Here is a 14,878-nt window from a genome sequence, read left to right as displayed (position 1 = left end):
CCTGTCGCTCGTGGGAGGGATCCCAGGCGGTTCGCCCCTTGAACCGGGCGGCCCGCCGTTTCCTGACAGGAGCGGGCTGTGATCCGCGTCACATAGGCGAGGAGCGGCGTGGGTCAGAAGACCTTGAGCACGGGCTCGCCGTGCTCACCGGCCGCCCACCACCGGGTCGCGCGCTCCAGCTTGTCCGGGTTGACCTGGCTGCGGAAGGCGGCGATGCCCTGCGGGGTGATCTCCAGGCAGGTGATGCCGATGACCCGCCCGTCGAGCACCACGACCAGCGCGGGGGCGCCGTTGACCGGGCAGACATGGAGGTCGGGCGAGCCGCCGACCAGGTTGCGCTTGGCCTTGCCGGGCTTGAACAGGCCCCGCATGAAGGTCGCGACGGCACGGGCGCCCTCGAAGGCGCGGGCGCGGGCCGGCACCTTGCCGCCGCCGTCGCCGATCGCGATGGCGTTCTCGGTGAGCAGTCGTACCAGCGGTTCGGTACGGCCGCTGGTGGCGGCGGCGAGGAACTCGTCCACGATCCGCCGCGCGGCCGCCTCGTCGATCTCGGCGCGCGCCCGGCCCGCGGCGACGTGCTTCCTGGCGCGGTGGTGGATCTGCTGGCTGGCGGTCTCGGTGAGGTCGAGGATCCGCGCGATCTCCCGGTGGGGGTAGTCGAACGCCTCGCGCAGCACGTACACCGCGCGCTCGTTCGGGGTGAGCCGCTCCATCAGGGTGAGGACGGCGTACGACACCGACTCGCGCTGTTCGGCGGTGTCGGCGGGGCCCAGCATCGGGTCCCCGGCGAGCAGCGGCTCGGGCAGCCAGGCGCCGACGTAGGTCTCGCGGCGGGCGCGGGCGGAGGCGAGCTGGTTGAGGCACAGGTTGGTGAGCACCTTGGTCAGCCAGGCCTCGGGGACCTCGATGCGCCCGGTGTCGGCGCCCTGCCAGCGCAGGTACGTCTCCTGTACGGCGTCCTCCGCCTCGCTCGCCGAGCCGAGCAGGCGATAGGCGATGGCTTCCAGACGGTGCCTGGACGCCTCGAACCGGTCCACGTCGTCCGCGGTCAGGGCCATGGCCGGGATCCTAGCCGCCGGAACCGGCCGACCGCCCCGGATATCGCGTCGCCGAGGGCGGTGCGGCCGGCTCCCTCCGCCGTCAGCCGAGCTGGAACGTCGTCTCGATCGGGTAGTGGTCGCTGGGGGCGTTGGTGTCGGTCTGGCCGGTGGTCCAGCCGGGCTGGGGGTCGAAGTCGGTCTTCACCGGGGAGAGCGCCGAGGGGACCGGGCGGCCGGGGGCATTGAGGTAGCCCAGGTAGTCGACGTCGTCGCGGTAGTCCTTGGGGAAGGTCTCGACGCCGGACATGTACTGGCACCAGGCGGAGACCGGGCAGTCCATGGTGCGCAGGGTCTGGTCCGGGTCGGTGGCGGGGGTGCCGAGGACGCCGTTCACCGCGGCCTGGGCGTTGGCGTAGTCACCGCGGGACCGGCCGCCGTAGTACTCCACGTTCATGTCCCCGCCGATCAGCACCGGGGCGCTGGTACCGGCGATGGAGTCGGCCCAGGAGCGGATCTCGCGGAGCTGGGCGAGCCGGGTGGACTGGGTGGTGTCGGTGGAGGTGCCGGACTCGTCGGCCTGGAGGTGGGTGCCGACCACCCAGGTCTGCGTGCCGCCCTTGGCGATGCGGACCAGCGCCGCGCCCTTGTTGGCGTGGTAGTCCCAGGTGCCGGACGTGGAGTTGCCGAAGACGTGCGCGTACTGGGCGGTGATCGGGTATTTGGACAGGATCATCGTGCCGCCGTTGATGACGAACGGCGAGTTGGAGCAGTCGCCGCTGATGCCGGTCCAGCCGCCGCCGGAGCAGGTCTGGCCGACCACCGGGGTGTGGTACGGGTACAGGTCCGACAGCTTGCCCACGATGTCGGCGGTCGAGGTGTTGTTGAAGTCCTCGTCCAGCACCACCACGTCCGCGCCGTGCGCCCGGACGATCGACTCGATGACCGGTGTGCGCTGGGCCGCCTTCTCGTTCTGGGTGCTGTCCACGATCGCGGTGCCGAGGTCGACGTTCCAGGCGAACACCGACAGGCTGGTGCCGGTGCCCGCCGCACTGGCCGCGGGGGCCGTGTATCCGGCGAACCCGAGGAGCGTGGCGGCCGCCGTGGCGGTGAGGGCGGTAGCGGTACGACGCGAGACCATGCGCTCTCCTGCTGAAAGTGAGCCCCCGACCGGAAGCGGGGCGCGTACATGACAGCGGGACCCTAGGGGGCGGCGGGTACGCCCGGAAGAACGCCGGTGAAGCGGACCATGGCCGGGCGGGGAAAACGTGTCCGGACAAGTCGGCGGGCTCGAACCGCAATTCGGCGCGCGGCAGGCGATCCCGTCCTCAGGGCTGTGCGCAGCGGGGAGAGGGAGGCGGGGTGGAGGCCGAGCGGCCCGTCCGGGGGGTGAGGGACCGCGGCCCGGGCGGCTCAGGTGGTTCAGGCGGCACCCGTGGGCTGTGTGACGCGCCCACGGTTTACATGGTTCACGTGGCGCCCGTCGCCAGGAACTCGACCACCGCCAGGGCGAACAGCAGGCACAGGGCGATCCCGAGGATCACCCAGCCCGTGGGATACGGCCACAGCAGGCAGACCAGCACGGCCGCGGCGACCAGGATCCAGGTGAACCAGGGGCGGTGCCGGCGCACGAAGGGGCCGGCCGGGCCGGTGCGCAGGCCCGCGCGGCCGGCGGTGCCGCGGGCCGCGCCGATGCCCTCGGTCCACAGGCCCCGCACCAGTCCGGCCCGCCGCCCGGAGCCGCTCAGCCAGGCGCCCAGCGCGATGACGACGCCGAGCACGATCACCATCCGTACCGCGGTCTCCAGGAAGCGGGTCAGGGTGTCGTAGACCGCGCCGGCCGCGTCCGGGGAGACGTCGGCGGGCAGCCGGTCCAGGTAGAACGCGCGGAAGACGCGCAGCCCGATACCGAGCAGGGCGGTGGCGACGGCCGCGCCGAGACAGCCCGCGACGAGGGCGCGGCGGCGGCGCAGCGACAGCAGGACCCCCGCGGCGATCAGCAGGACGGCGAGCACCGGCAGCCAGTTGCCGGCGATGCGCAGCAGGCGTACGTACGTCCTCACCTCGGCCACCTGCCGGGACTCCAGAAGTGTGAACTGGGCGTGGACGGCGGGGATATGACTGGCGAAGGACATCCCCGCGCCGACCATGCGCTTCTTGACGTCCTCGATGAGCGGGGCGAGGTCGAGGGTCACGGTGTCGTCCGTCAGCCGCACCGCGCCGCCCCCGGTGCCGGTCAGCGCCTTGTCGAGGGAGGCGTGGACCGCGCGGTTGGCGTCGGTCCAGACCGTGGCGAAGGCCGGGGAGGCGGCGGCGTCGCGGGCCTGGTCGTGCACGAACCCGCGTACGGCGTTCTCCAGGCCGCCGCCCAGCCCGCCCAGCGCCTTCTCCAGCAGGGGGCGGTCGGAGGGCGCCACGTCGGAGAGCAGCGTGGGCAGGTGGATCCGGTCCATCAGCGCGTCGGTGGCCCGGTTCGCGACGGCGTCCTGCACGGCGGGCTCGGAAGCGAGCGGGGCGACGGTGGCGACATAGCGGTCGGTGTCGCCGACCAGATCGGCGGCCCAGGTGGCGACGACGGCGAGCGGGGCGAGGAGGCAGCCGAGGACGAGGAGGACGGCGGCGAGGGCGGAGAGGGGACGGCGCCGGGCCCGTACCGCTCCGCCGTGCCGTGCGCGCCGCTCGGCTTCGAGGGCGGCGAGCCGGGCACGCAGGTCGTCCAGCTCGGAGCGGTCGGGGCGATCGGAGCCGCCGGGGTCGCCGGGGTGGCCAGGGTGGCTGGGGCCGCCGGGGCCACCAGGACCGCCGAGGTCGCCGGGACGGCCCGGATCGCCGGGACGGCCGGGGTCGCCAGGACGGCCGGGGTCGCCAGGAGAACTGGGGCCGCCGGGACGGCCAGGGTCGCCAGGACGGCCGGGGTCGCCAGGACGGCCGGGGTCGCCAGGACGGCCGGTATCACCGGGACGGCCGGGATCGCCAGGACCGCCGAGGCCGCCAGGAGAGCCGGGGACGCCGGGACGGCCCGGATCGCCGGGGTCGCCGGGACGGCCCGGATCGCCGGGGCGGTCGGGACGGCCCGGGTCGCCGGGGCGGTCGGGGCGGTCCGGGTCGGGGTGATCGGGGGTCGCGCCGTTCGTCACTGGCACCTCCTCGCCGTACAGGTCACCAGCGCACCGCTCTCCGCGCGCGGGCGCGAGCAGAGCGGGGCCGTTCGGGTCGGGGGCACGGGTCGAGTCGGCATCCTGTGCCGTCACCTGATATCGTCTACATACTTGTAGACGTTCACCTCGGGGACGTCCGCGCTTCATCCGTACGTCCGATCGGTGCCCGCGCCCGTTTCCCGGCGCCCGTGGCACATGCAGCACGGCCCGGAGACCCACCTGATGACGACTTCCTCCCCGACCGCCCAGGCGCTCGACGGCGCGGCGATAGACGGCGGCCTCTACACCGACGTCACCGACTTCGCCCGGCACACGCACTGGCTGAACGAGCCGGCGTCGGTGTTCAGCGCCTTCGGCATCGGTCTGTTCGTGGTGTATCTGCTGGTGGCGTGGTGGCGGGCCAGGGGGCAGGGCAGCACCGCCATGGCCGCCGTGCTGGCGACGCCGATCGCCGTCGTCCTCGCGTACGTGGTCAACAGCGGGATCAAGGACGTCTTCGACGAGCCCCGCCCGTGCCGCGCGCTCCCCCACGACTTCCTCCTGGAGGCGTGCCCCGCGCCCGACGACTACGCCTTCCCCAGCAACCACACCACCGTCGCCTTCGCCTTCGCGGTGGCCCTCCTCCTGATCAACCGCCGCCTGGGCGCCCTCGCCCTCGTCACCGCGATCGCGATGGGGGCCTCACGGGTGTACGTCGGCGCGCACTACCCGCACGACGTGGCCGTCGGCGCCCTGGTCGGCAGCATCGTCTCCCTCGCCACCGTCCTCGTGCTGCGCCGGATCGCCCCGCCACTGGTTGACCGCCTGCGCACGGGCGCCCTGCGCCCCCTGCTGACGTCACAGCCGTCCTGACCCTTTCGGCGTACCGCGCGGGCCCTCCTCGATCGACAGCCCGGCGCCCCCCGACGGAGTCTTCCCCAGTTTCCTGATACCCCTTGGGGGTACTCTCCCCGCGCGGCGGAACCCCGCCGTCGCGGAGGGAGTGCGCTGTATGCACGCGATCGGGCACGCGCTGTTCATCACCGGATCGATGGCCTGGGAGATCGCCTGGGCGCTGATCCTCGGCTTCACGCTCTCGGCCGTCGTGCAGGCGGTGGTGCGCCGCGAGACCGTCGTACGGCTGCTCGGTGACGACCGCCCGCGCACGCTCGCCCTGTCCGCGGGCCTCGGCGCGGCGTCGTCCTCCTGCTCGTACGCCGCCGTCGCCCTCTCCCGCTCCCTGTTCCGCAAGGGCGCGAACTTCACCGCCGCGATGGCCTTCGAGATCGCCTCGACCAACCTCGTCATCGAACTCGGCGTGATCCTCGCCCTGTTGATGGGCTGGCAGTTCACCGCGGCGGAGTTCGCCGGCGGCCCGATCATGATCGTCGTACTCGCGGTGCTGTTCCGCGTCCTCTTGCGCGAACGGCTGCTGCGCGAGGCCCGTGAGCAGGCCGAACGCGGCGTCGCCGGGTCGATGGAGGGCCACGCGGCGATGGACATGTCGGTCCAGGGCGAGGGCGGCTTCCTGCGCCGGCTCCTCTCGCGCGACGGGTTCACCTCCGTGTCGCACATCTTCGTCATGGAGTGGGCGGCGATCCTGCGCGACCTGGTGGCGGGGCTGCTGATCGCCGGGGCCATCGCCGCGTGGGTGCCCGACGACTTCTGGCACACCTTCTTCCTGGCCGGCCACCCCCTCGCCGCCAAGCTGACCGGACCGCTGATCGGCCCGGTCGTCGCCGTCGCCACGTTCGTCTGCTCGATCGGCAACGTGCCGCTGGCGGTGGTCCTGTGGAAGGGCGGCATCAGCTTCGGCGGGGTCGTCGCGTTCATCTTCGCCGACCTGCTGATCCTCCCGATCCTCAACATCTACCGGAAGTACTACGGCCCCCGCATGGCCGCGTTCCTGCTGGTCACCTTCTTCACCGCCATCGCGGTGGCCGGCTACGCGGTGGAGTTCCTCTTCGGCGGACTCGGCCTCGTCCCCGGCCACTCCACCGCCCGGCTCCCCGAGGAAGGCATCCGCTGGAACTACACGACCTGGCTCAACCTGGCCTTCCTCCTCCTCGCCGCCACCCTCGTCCTCCGCTTCCTGCGCACGGGCGGGAGGGCGATGCTGCGCATGATGGGCGGAACGCCCACGGACGCCGGGGAGCACGGGGAGCACAGCCACCACCACGCTTGAGGGCACGTCGTCCTCCGGCGGGCCGCGCGCCGAGCCGGTTCAGGGGGAGGGGCGGCCGGTGGCCCGGTCGATGGCTGTCTCCACGGCGGCCACCCGGTCCGCGAGCAGGGTCAGCGCGGCGACCGCGCGGGTCAGGGGGTGGTCCTCGGGGCCGCCGAGGGTGCGGGTGCGGACGTGGGCGGATTTGACGGCGGCCCAGCGGGCGGACCGGGCCGGGTCCAGGGTGCCGCGCAGTTCGGCGAGTTTGAGGAGGTTGGCCTCGGCGCCCGTGGTCAGGGTCTGCGCCTCGGCCGTGTAATGGTCCTGGACGACGGCCTCGCGCTCGGCCGCGTTCATGACCGGGCGCAGGCGCTGGGTGATCTTGTTCATGTCGCGGTACGAGCCCTGGAGGCGGAACGGCGGCTCGGTGCGGGCGTCCGCGGACTGGGCGGCGGAGGCGATGTAGGCCGCGTTGACGGTGAGGATCGTGTCGCGGACGGCGAGGAGATGGCCCAACAGCGCAAGGACGGCGTCGAGTTCGGCAGGGGGCAAGGGAGACGACAGATGGTCGGCGCGGGCCGTCGGGTCCTGCGCGGCCAGGCGGACCAGCAGCTCCAGGTCGGCGCGGTCGCGGGCGGCGAGGGACGCCAGGACCGGGTTGGCGGTCAGGGCGTTCTCCACGAAGCTCAGCGCGAACGCGTCCTCCTTGCCGGTCAGCACGTCGCCCAGGTTCCACACGTCGGCCCGGTTGGCGAGCATGTCGGGGATGCGGAACCGCTCCCCCGACTCCGTGTACGGGTTGCCCGCCATGCACACCGCGAACCGCTTGCCGCGCAGGTCGTAGGTGCGCGGCTCACCGTTCCGGGAGCCGTCCACGCGCCGCGTCGCATCGCACAACGGGATGAACTTCTGGAGGAGTTCGGGCGAGGTGTGCTGGATGTCGTCCAGGTACAGCAGCGTGTTGTTGCCCGCCGCCAGCGCGAAGTCGATCTTCTCGATCTCCCGGCGCGCGGTGGCGTTCGGGGCGTCGGCCGGGTCCAGCGAGGTGACGTCGCGGCCGAGCGCCGGGCCGCTGATCTTGACCAGCATCAGGCCGAGCCGGTCGGCGACGTACTCCATGAGCGTCGTCTTGCCGTAGCCGGGCGGCGAGATCAGCAGGAGCAGGCCGCCGGTGTCGGTGCGCCTGGTGGTTCCGGTGGTGCCCAGCTGGCGGGCGAGGCTGTCGCCGATCAGCGGCAGGTAGACCTCGTCCACGAGGCGGTTGCGGACGAACGCCGGCATCACGCGCGGGCGGTGGTCGTCCAGGCGCAGCCGTTCGCGCTCGGCGGCCAGCAGGGCGCTCCGGCGGCGCTGGTAGGCGCGGAATCCGGGCACGTCGTGGGCGGTGTGACGGGCGGTACGGGCCAGGAACTCGTCCAGCCGCAGCTCCAGCCGGCCGCCCGGCACGCGGGGATGGGCGCCGAGGAGGCCCTCCACGGTCGTGCCGAGCCGGGCGTCGCCGTCGTAGCGGGGCAGCGCGGGGCACAGTTCGGCGGCGACCGCCTCCGCCAGCTCGCCGGGGGCGGCGTCGCCGCCGCTCGCGCCGGCGTACGCGGTGAGCCACGCCTCGACCACCTGCCGGCGGGCGCGCAGCCCGGTCAGCCCCTCCAGGTCACGTCCGTAGCCCGAACCCGCGGACGCCTGGCGGAACTTCTCCAGCAGGGAGCGGGCCGCGGCGCCGAGGACGAAGCCGTCGGGGCCACCGGTCAGCTCGTCGAAGAGGTAGGCGGCGGCGGCCTCGGCGCGCGCCCCCACCCCGGCTCCTCCCCCGGCTCCGGTCCCGGCCCCCTCCCCGCACGACCCCCCAGCGCACTCCCCGCCGCACTCCCCGGTCCACTCCCCGATCGCCGCCGCCAGCTCCGCCACCAGGTCCCCCAGCGCCGCCGTCGGGCCGAAGGTGTCGCGGGCGCGGGCCAGGGACACGGCACGGTGGCGCCAGGCGGTGCGGGCCGGCTCCGTGGTGCCGTGGGTCCAGAAGAGATGGGCGGCGGCGCGGGCGGCGGGCTCGTGGCGCAGCGGGCCCGCGGCCTCGTACAGGGGGAGGAGCGCGGTCAGGATCAGGGTCGCGTCATGGTCGTGGACCCCGCGCTCGTAGCCCTCGTCGTACGCCTCCTGCGCCGCCCGGCGGACCAGCCCCGCCAGGTCGTCCGCGGCGGCGAGGGCGGCCGGGCCGTGCGCGGCCAGGATGCGGGCGGCGAGGTACTCGGCGCGGTAGACCTCGGGCGACTCGGAGGGCAGGTGCCGGTCCCAGTAGGGGCGAGTGGCGGCGAACTCGGGATCGGTGACCGGGGCGCGGTAGTCGGTGCCGGTGACGGCGAGGGCGAGGCCGTCGCCGGCTGGCACGAGGGCGAGGTCGAGCGGCTGGGTGTTGACGGCGAAGCGGTGGCCGCCGAGCAGCAGGGTGCGGCCGTCGTCGGCGTACAGGTCGGCGCGGTCGCGCAGGGCGCGCGCGGCCTCCTGGCGGGCGGCCTTGAGGCGGCCGTCGAGCTCCTCGGCCCGCACGCTGTCACCGAGGTCGCGCAGCTCCCCGGCGGTGCGGACGATCTTGGCGACCAGCGGGTCGGAGGCGAAGTACGCGCTGACCGCGTCGGTGTCGGGGAGGCCGGCCGCCCTCCGGGTCACCGTCTCCAGCATCCGCCCTGCCGACACGGCGAGTTGCTCGGCCCGGCGGGCCCGGACATCGGCGAGGGACTGCTTGCGCGTGGTGAACGCCTCGTATATCTCGGTGCGTTTGCCGGCGAGTTCGGCGAGGAAGTCGTCGAACTCCGCGAACCGGCCGTCCAGGTCCTCCAACCGGGCCAGTATCGCGGCCAGTTGGTCGTCGCAGGACTCGGGGCTGGTGGCACCGGCCAGTGCGGCGGTGACGGCCTGGGCGAGCAGGGCCGTCTCGGCGGCGAACTCGGCGCGCCCCTCCTGGTCCTGGAGGGCCCGGCGGCGGGCGTCGAGGGTGGCGCGGGCCCGGTTGACTCCGCCCAGGACGTCCGCGATCCGCTCCAGTACGGCCGTGCGCACGGTGGCGTCGGCGATGTCGAGGCCGGTGACCACCTCGGTGACGGTGTGCAGCCCGTCCGCCAGCTCGTCCAGGCGCTCGGCGACCGGGCCGGCGTCCGCGGCGGTGCCGATCCCGTCCGCGTCCGCCACCAGCCGTTCCACTTCGGCACGTTGGGCGGTGAAGGCGTCCTCGCGGGACAGGAACGTCACCGCGCGCTTGCCGAAGGCGGCCAGGTCGGACTCCGCCTCGGCGGCGAGCGCGGCCACCCGGTCCAGGTCCGCGTAGCGCAGCTCGCGCAGCGTGAGCACATGGCCGTGGGCGCGGCGGAGTTCGGTCAGTCCGCGCACCCACGCGGCGGCCTCGCGCGGGGCCTCGCCGCGCAGTCGGCGCACCACGGCCGCGATCCGCTCCGCGGCCTCCTCCACCGCCTCTGCGGCGCCGCGGGTCAGCTCGCGTACGGTCTCGAACTCGGCCAGCACCTGCTCGGCGGTCGCGCGCACATCCGCCAACGGCGCGAGCAGCTCACCGAGTTCGGGGTCGGCCAGCCAGTGGTGGGTGTCGGCCGCCCGGACGCACGCGGCGGTCAGCGCGCGGTAGCCCTCGCCGGTGGTGATGCCGTCGGCCACCAGCCGGGCCACGGACAGGCAGTCCGCGAGGCCGCGCACGAGGTCGGCGTTGCCGACGCGGGCGAGCGGGCCGGTGCCGGTGCGCAGCGCGGCGGCGTGGGTGTCGGAGACGTAGGGCGAGGTCCACCACTGGAGGGGGTGCGCGTGCGCGGGCTCGTCGCCGTGGGCGCGCAGCACGGCGAGCGCGCCGTCCTCGAACAGCGCCCAGCCCTGGCAGGGCAGCGGGGTCTCCACCTCCTTGCGGAGGGTGTTGTACGACAGCAGGAGCGTGCCCCCGCCGGAGCGGTCCCGGAAGGCGTACAGCACGTCCTCGCCGTTGGGTGCGCGGATCTCCTGCTCGAACTCCAGCCCGGTGACGTCGAGTTCGTACACCTTGTGCCGGCCGCTCGCCAGGCAGTAGCCGCCGGGGAAGACGACGCCCTGCTCCTCGGGCAGCCGACGGCACGCCTGGCCGAGGCCGTCGAGGCGGACGACCGTCCTGGTCAGGGCGTTGAAGACCAGGTAGCGGTCGGTGTCCTCCTTGTACGGCCGCACGCGCAGCAGGGTGAGGGGGCCGACCCGCGCGTGGGCCACGGCGGCGTCGGCGAGGGACTGGAGGGGTTCCGCGACGGGCTCGGCGTACAGCAGGGCGCCGTCCTCGCCGCGGACGGTGAGGGTGCCGCCGAGGGCCGCGACGCCGAGGCCGCCGGGCACGGCGACGTACGGTTCCCGGCCCAGGACGTGGTCCGCGCGGCCGGTGTCGGTCCAGGTCACGTCCTGGGCGGGCGGCACGACGTCGTCGCGGTCGCCGCGGGCGTCCAGGAACTCGGCGCGGCCGTCCTCGGTCAGGGTCCAGCGCAGGGCACGGATGTCGTCGGCCTTCTCGCCGGTGCGGAACACCGCGAGGAGACGGCCGTCGGTGCGGCGCAGGCGCAGGAGGTGGGCGTCGCGGTAGTAGCGGGTCAGGGCGGTGAACTCGCGGACGAACACGGGGTCGGCGAGGAAGCCGTCGCCCTCGGGGAGGCGGTCGCCGTCGCGGTCGTAGAGGGCGAGTACGTCGCCGACGCCGGCGTTCTCGCCGCCGCGGCCGGTGCTGCCGAACAGGAGCCGGTCGCCGGCGGCGACGATGTCCTGGCGGAGGCAGGCGTGGGGGGTCGTGAGGGTGGTGGTGGCGGAGAGGGCGAGCCGGGTCGAGCCGAACTCTTCCGCGCGGCGGGTGTTCAGTTCCCCGGCTCGCCGTGCCAGCTCGGCGGCGTGTGCGGCCAGCCGGTCGCGGAGGACGTCGTAGGTGCCGGCGTCGACGGTCTCGGTGGCCATGGTCGCCTTTCGTGGATGGGGGGTGCGGTGCGGAGCCGCCGTGAGGGGCGCGGGGGCGTTGGTACCCGCGCCCCTACGGGGCGTTCCGCTCCTCTAGTTGCGGGCGGTTCCGTTCAGGGAGGCGACCGGGGTGTCGGCCAGGCCCAGTTCCCCGGCCTTCTCCAGGAGCTGGCGGAACTGGGAGGCGTCCGCGCCGCCGCCGTTCATCAGTTTCATCAGCAGGGCGGAGACCGTGAGGTTCTGGATGTCCGCCGTGCCCACGGAACCGAGCACCCGGCCCAGGTCCTCGGTGAAGCTCCCCGACCCGTCCAGCCACGGCTTCGCCAGGGTCTGCGCCGTACGGGAGTTGGCGACGAAGCCGTCGACTCCCTTGCCGAAGGAGACCGCCGAGACGAGCCGGTCGAAGAAGACGGACTCCCCGCCGACGATGTCGATGTCGGCGTTCTCCAGCCCCGTCGCCAGCACCGTCGCCTGCGCCTGCGCCACCTGCCGCTGCGTCTCCAGCCCGGCCAGCCGGATCTCCTTCTCCGCCTGGAGCCGCAGCCGGTACTCCTCGTGCCCGCGCGACGCCTCGTCCAGCGCGGCCATCGCCGCCGCCTTCTCGGTGAGCCCCGCCGCCTCGGCCCTCAGCTTCTCGCCGATCCCGGCGGCCTCCGCGAGCGCCGCCGCCTTCGCGCCCTCGGCCTGCGCGAGCGCCTGCGCCCGCGCGCCCTCCGCCTCCGCCCGCAGCCGCGCCTCCGTCGCCGCGGCCGCCGCCTGCGCACTCTCGGCCTCGGCGAGACCCCTGGCCCGCGCGCCCTCGGCCTCCGCCAGCGCCTTCGCCTGCGCGCCCTCGGCCTCCGCCCGCAGCCGCGCCTCGGTGGCCTCCGCCTCCGCGCGCCCGGCCTTGACCGTGACCTCGGCCTCCTTGTCGCGGACCTGGACCGCGGCGAGCCCCTCGGCCGCCGACTCGGCCTGCACGCCCTCGGCGAGCCGCAGCTTGGCCCGCGCGTCGAGGTCGGCGGTCTTCAGCCGGGCCTCGGCCAGGGTGAGTTCCTCGGCCGCCCGGTGCGTCGCGGCCTGCTCGCCGGCCTCCGCGGCCTTGATGTCCTTGACCAGCTTCTCCTGCGCCTCCGCCTCCGCGGCGATGACCAGGGCCTGCCGCTCGCGCTCGGCCTCCTCGACCACGCGCAGCTTCTTGATGGACTCCTCCTGCTCGGCGACCGTGCGGTCCACCGCGACCCGCTCCCGGATGACCTCGGCGATCTCCCGCTTCTCCGCCTCGACCTCCTTCTCGGCGGAGATCTGGGTCAGCCGCGTCTCCCGCTCGCGGGCGATGACCTCCAGCAGCCGGTCCTTCTCGATGCGCTCGTTCTCGACGGCGATGACCCGCTCGCGGTTCTTCGCGGCGACCGCGATCTCGCGGGCCTGGTTCTCCCGCTGCACGCCCAACTGCTCCTCGGTGCGCAGGAAGGCGGTCTGCGCGCGCAGCCGTTCCTCCTCCATCACCCGTGCGGTCTCGGCCTCCTCGCGGGCGCGGGACGTCTCGATCTCCCGCTTCTGCTTGATCTCGGCGTCCGCCTGCCGGCGCTCCAGCTCCAGGATGGCCTCGCGGGCGTCGACGTCCTGCCGGGTGATCTCCTTCTGCTCGGTGCGCTTGGCCTCGTTGGTGCGCACGTGCTCGACGGCGGTCAGCTCGGTGATCTTGCGGATGCCCTGCGCGTCGAGGACGTTGGCCGGATCGAGCTGGGTCAGCGGCGTCTGCTCCAGGTAGTCGATCGCCGCGTCCTCCAGGTGGTAGCCGTTGAGGTCGACGCCGATCAACTCGATGATGTGGTACCGCAGTTCCTCGCGCTTGGTGTACAGGTCGGTGAAGTCCATCTGCTTGCCGACGGTCTTCAGCGCCTCGGAGAACTTCGCGTGGAACAGCTCCTGGAGCGTGTCCTGGTGGCTGGCCCGCTCGGTGCCCACGGACTGGGCGACCTTGATGACGTCCTCGACGGTTTTGTTGACCTTGACGAAGAACAGGATCCGTATGTCGGCCCGGATGTTGTCCCGGCAGATCAGCCCGTCCCGCCCGGAGCGGCTGATCTCGATGGTCTTCACCGAGATGTCCATGACCTCGGCCTTGTGCAGGATCGGCAGCACGACCTGTCCGGTGAAGGACACGTCCACGCGCCGCGTCCTGGAGACGATCAGCGCCTGGCTCTGGTCGACCTTGCGGTACAGCCGGGAGAACCCGAGCAGCACCAGCAGGGCGAGGATCACACAGGCGGCGGCGAGCACACCGAGGGCTTCCATGGCATACGTCCTTGTGTCAGACGGTGGGTCGGAGCTCCCCCGAGGCGCCGGTGCCGGGCATCCCCCCGCGATGCCCGGCACCGGAGCCCTCCGTAGTGCTCCCCGCAGAGGATGGTGCGGCCCGCACAGCCGTTCACGCATTGCCGGTTTCCGGCAGTGTTCACTACTGTCTGCGTGCCGGAAATGCGCTAAGAAAGCGTCACCGGCGCGTCAAGATCACGGGGGAACGGGGCAGGGTGAGCGAGCAGGGGATACCGGAGCGCTATCTGGAGGGTTTCGCGGGGGTGCTGGCCGAGGTCGCGAGCACCGGCCGGCGGCTGACCAGGGAGGAGCTGAAAGCGCGTCGGACGCTTGGCGAACAGGCCGCCGAGGAGGGGCTCGGGCTGCGGGCCCTGATCGTCGCGCATCTGGCCGCCGCCCGCGGCGCCTGGCCGGTCGGGCCCGGTTCGACCGAGAGCACCCTGGCCGCGCTGGCCGCCGTGGAGCAGGCCGTCGACGTGTTCGCGGAAGGGTACGAGCGCGCCCAGCGGCTGACCGTGCGCCGGGAGGAGGCGGCCCGCCGGGAGTTCATCGACGACCTGCTCTACGGCCGCAGCGACCTGGGCCGGCTCGCCGAGCGCGCCGAACGGTTCGGGCTGCGGCTCTCGCGCGCGCACGCGGTGGCGGTCGCCGAGGGCCCCCAGCCCTACGGCGAGGGGGGCGCCATCGCCCGGCGGGTGGAGGCCGCGGTGCTCGCCCGCTTCGACTCCCACAGCATCCTGCTCACCACCAAGAACGGCCGGCTGCTGTGCGTCGCGCCCGGCGACACCGACGAGGTCCTCGCCTACTTCGCCCGGCAGGCGACCACCGCCACCGAGGGCGGCCGGGTGGCGATCGGGCGCCCGCAGACCGGTCCCGGCGGCGTCGTGCAGTCGTACGAGGAGGCCCTCGCGGCGCTGGAGATGGGGGAGCGGCTCGGGCTGCCGGGGCCGGTGCTGCGCTCCGCCGACCTGCTGGTCTACCCGGTGCTCGCGCGCGACCGGCAGGCGATGGCCGACCTGGTGCAGCACACCCTGGGCCCGCTGACCGCGGCCCGCGGCGGCGCGGTCCCGCTGCTGGAGACCCTGGTGGCCTACTTCGACTCCGGCTGCGTGGCCGCCGAGGCAGCGCGCCGGCTCTCCCTGAGCGTGCGCGCGCTCACCTACCGTCTGGAGCGCATCCGCCAGCTCACTGCCGCCGACCCGGCCGACCCGGCACACCGCTACATGCTCCAGACCGCGGTGATCGGCGCCCGCCTGCTGGGCTGGCCCGACCAGCCGCTGTGACGA

Annotated in this window: 8 protein-coding genes; 3 read left to right on the top strand and 5 right to left on the bottom strand. The window is 73.8% G+C overall.

Going from position 1 to position 14,878, the window contains the following annotated elements; genetic code table 11:
- Positions 1 to 113 precede the first annotated feature (113 nt).
- The 3 genes from sigJ to ACZ7EC_RS14830 all read right to left on the bottom strand — a co-directional run bounded on the left by sigJ (position 114) and on the right by ACZ7EC_RS14830 (position 4,288).
- On the bottom strand, positions 114 to 1,058 hold the full coding sequence (gene sigJ / locus ACZ7EC_RS14840) for an RNA polymerase sigma factor SigJ (RefSeq protein WP_471062545.1): 945 nt from the start codon (positions 1,056 to 1,058) through the stop codon (positions 114 to 116).
- An 82-nt stretch (positions 1,059 to 1,140) separates the two neighbouring features.
- Positions 1,141 to 2,178, bottom strand: coding sequence for a sphingomyelin phosphodiesterase (locus ACZ7EC_RS14835; RefSeq protein ID WP_471062543.1), 1,038 nt, complete (start codon positions 2,176 to 2,178; stop codon positions 1,141 to 1,143).
- Positions 2,179 to 2,506: 328 nt separating this feature from the next.
- Positions 2,507 to 4,288 (bottom strand): hypothetical protein, encoded by a 1,782-nt coding sequence (locus ACZ7EC_RS14830; protein ID WP_471062541.1) that lies wholly within the window; start codon positions 4,286 to 4,288, stop codon positions 2,507 to 2,509.
- 129 nt (positions 4,289 to 4,417) lie between these two features.
- Here ACZ7EC_RS14830 and ACZ7EC_RS14825 point away from each other — a divergent pair, with 129 nt between their 5' ends.
- Together ACZ7EC_RS14825 and ACZ7EC_RS14820 are read left to right on the top strand one after the other, a co-directional pair.
- Positions 4,418 to 5,047, top strand: a complete 630-nt coding sequence (locus ACZ7EC_RS14825) for a phosphatase PAP2 family protein (protein WP_471062539.1) — start codon at positions 4,418 to 4,420, stop codon at positions 5,045 to 5,047.
- 139 nt (positions 5,048 to 5,186) lie between these two features.
- Complete coding sequence (locus ACZ7EC_RS14820; protein WP_471062537.1) at positions 5,187 to 6,359, top strand: permease; 1,173 nt, start codon at positions 5,187 to 5,189, stop codon at positions 6,357 to 6,359.
- A gap of 39 nt (positions 6,360 to 6,398) precedes the next feature.
- On the opposite strand, the gene ACZ7EC_RS14815 is transcribed toward ACZ7EC_RS14820, so the two are convergent.
- A complete protein-coding gene (locus tag ACZ7EC_RS14815; protein ID WP_471062535.1) occupies positions 6,399 to 11,291 on the bottom strand; it encodes a DNA repair ATPase in 4,893 nt (1,630 codons plus the stop codon).
- Positions 11,292 to 11,384: 93 nt separating this feature from the next.
- Positions 11,385 to 13,571, bottom strand: coding sequence for a flotillin family protein (locus ACZ7EC_RS14810; protein ID WP_471062534.1), 2,187 nt, complete (start codon positions 13,569 to 13,571; stop codon positions 11,385 to 11,387).
- Positions 13,572 to 13,807: 236 nt separating this feature from the next.
- Between ACZ7EC_RS14810 and ACZ7EC_RS14805 the strand changes: the two genes are divergently transcribed.
- Positions 13,808 to 14,875, top strand: coding sequence for a PucR family transcriptional regulator (locus ACZ7EC_RS14805; protein ID WP_471062532.1), 1,068 nt, complete (start codon positions 13,808 to 13,810; stop codon positions 14,873 to 14,875).
- The last annotated feature ends 3 nt before the right edge of the window (positions 14,876 to 14,878 follow it).

Source organism: Streptomyces sp. NPDC037203 (genome assembly GCF_055605065.1).
The sequence above is the reverse complement of the archived record's forward strand: the minus strand, read 5'-3'. Positions and strand labels throughout refer to the sequence as shown.

Coding starts and splice junctions, on each gene's coding strand:
- sigJ (WP_471062545.1), bottom strand. CDS start 1,058: ATGGCCCTGACCGCGGACGACGTGGACCGGTTCGAGGCGTCCAGGCAC.
- ACZ7EC_RS14835 (WP_471062543.1), bottom strand. CDS start 2,178: ATGGTCTCGCGTCGTACCGCTACCGCCCTCACCGCCACGGCGGCCGCC.
- ACZ7EC_RS14825 (WP_471062539.1), top strand. CDS start 4,418: ATGACGACTTCCTCCCCGACCGCCCAGGCGCTCGACGGCGCGGCGATA.
- ACZ7EC_RS14820 (WP_471062537.1), top strand. CDS start 5,187: ATGCACGCGATCGGGCACGCGCTGTTCATCACCGGATCGATGGCCTGG.
- ACZ7EC_RS14815 (WP_471062535.1), bottom strand. CDS start 11,291: ATGGCCACCGAGACCGTCGACGCCGGCACCTACGACGTCCTCCGCGAC.
- ACZ7EC_RS14810 (WP_471062534.1), bottom strand. CDS start 13,571: ATGGAAGCCCTCGGTGTGCTCGCCGCCGCCTGTGTGATCCTCGCCCTG.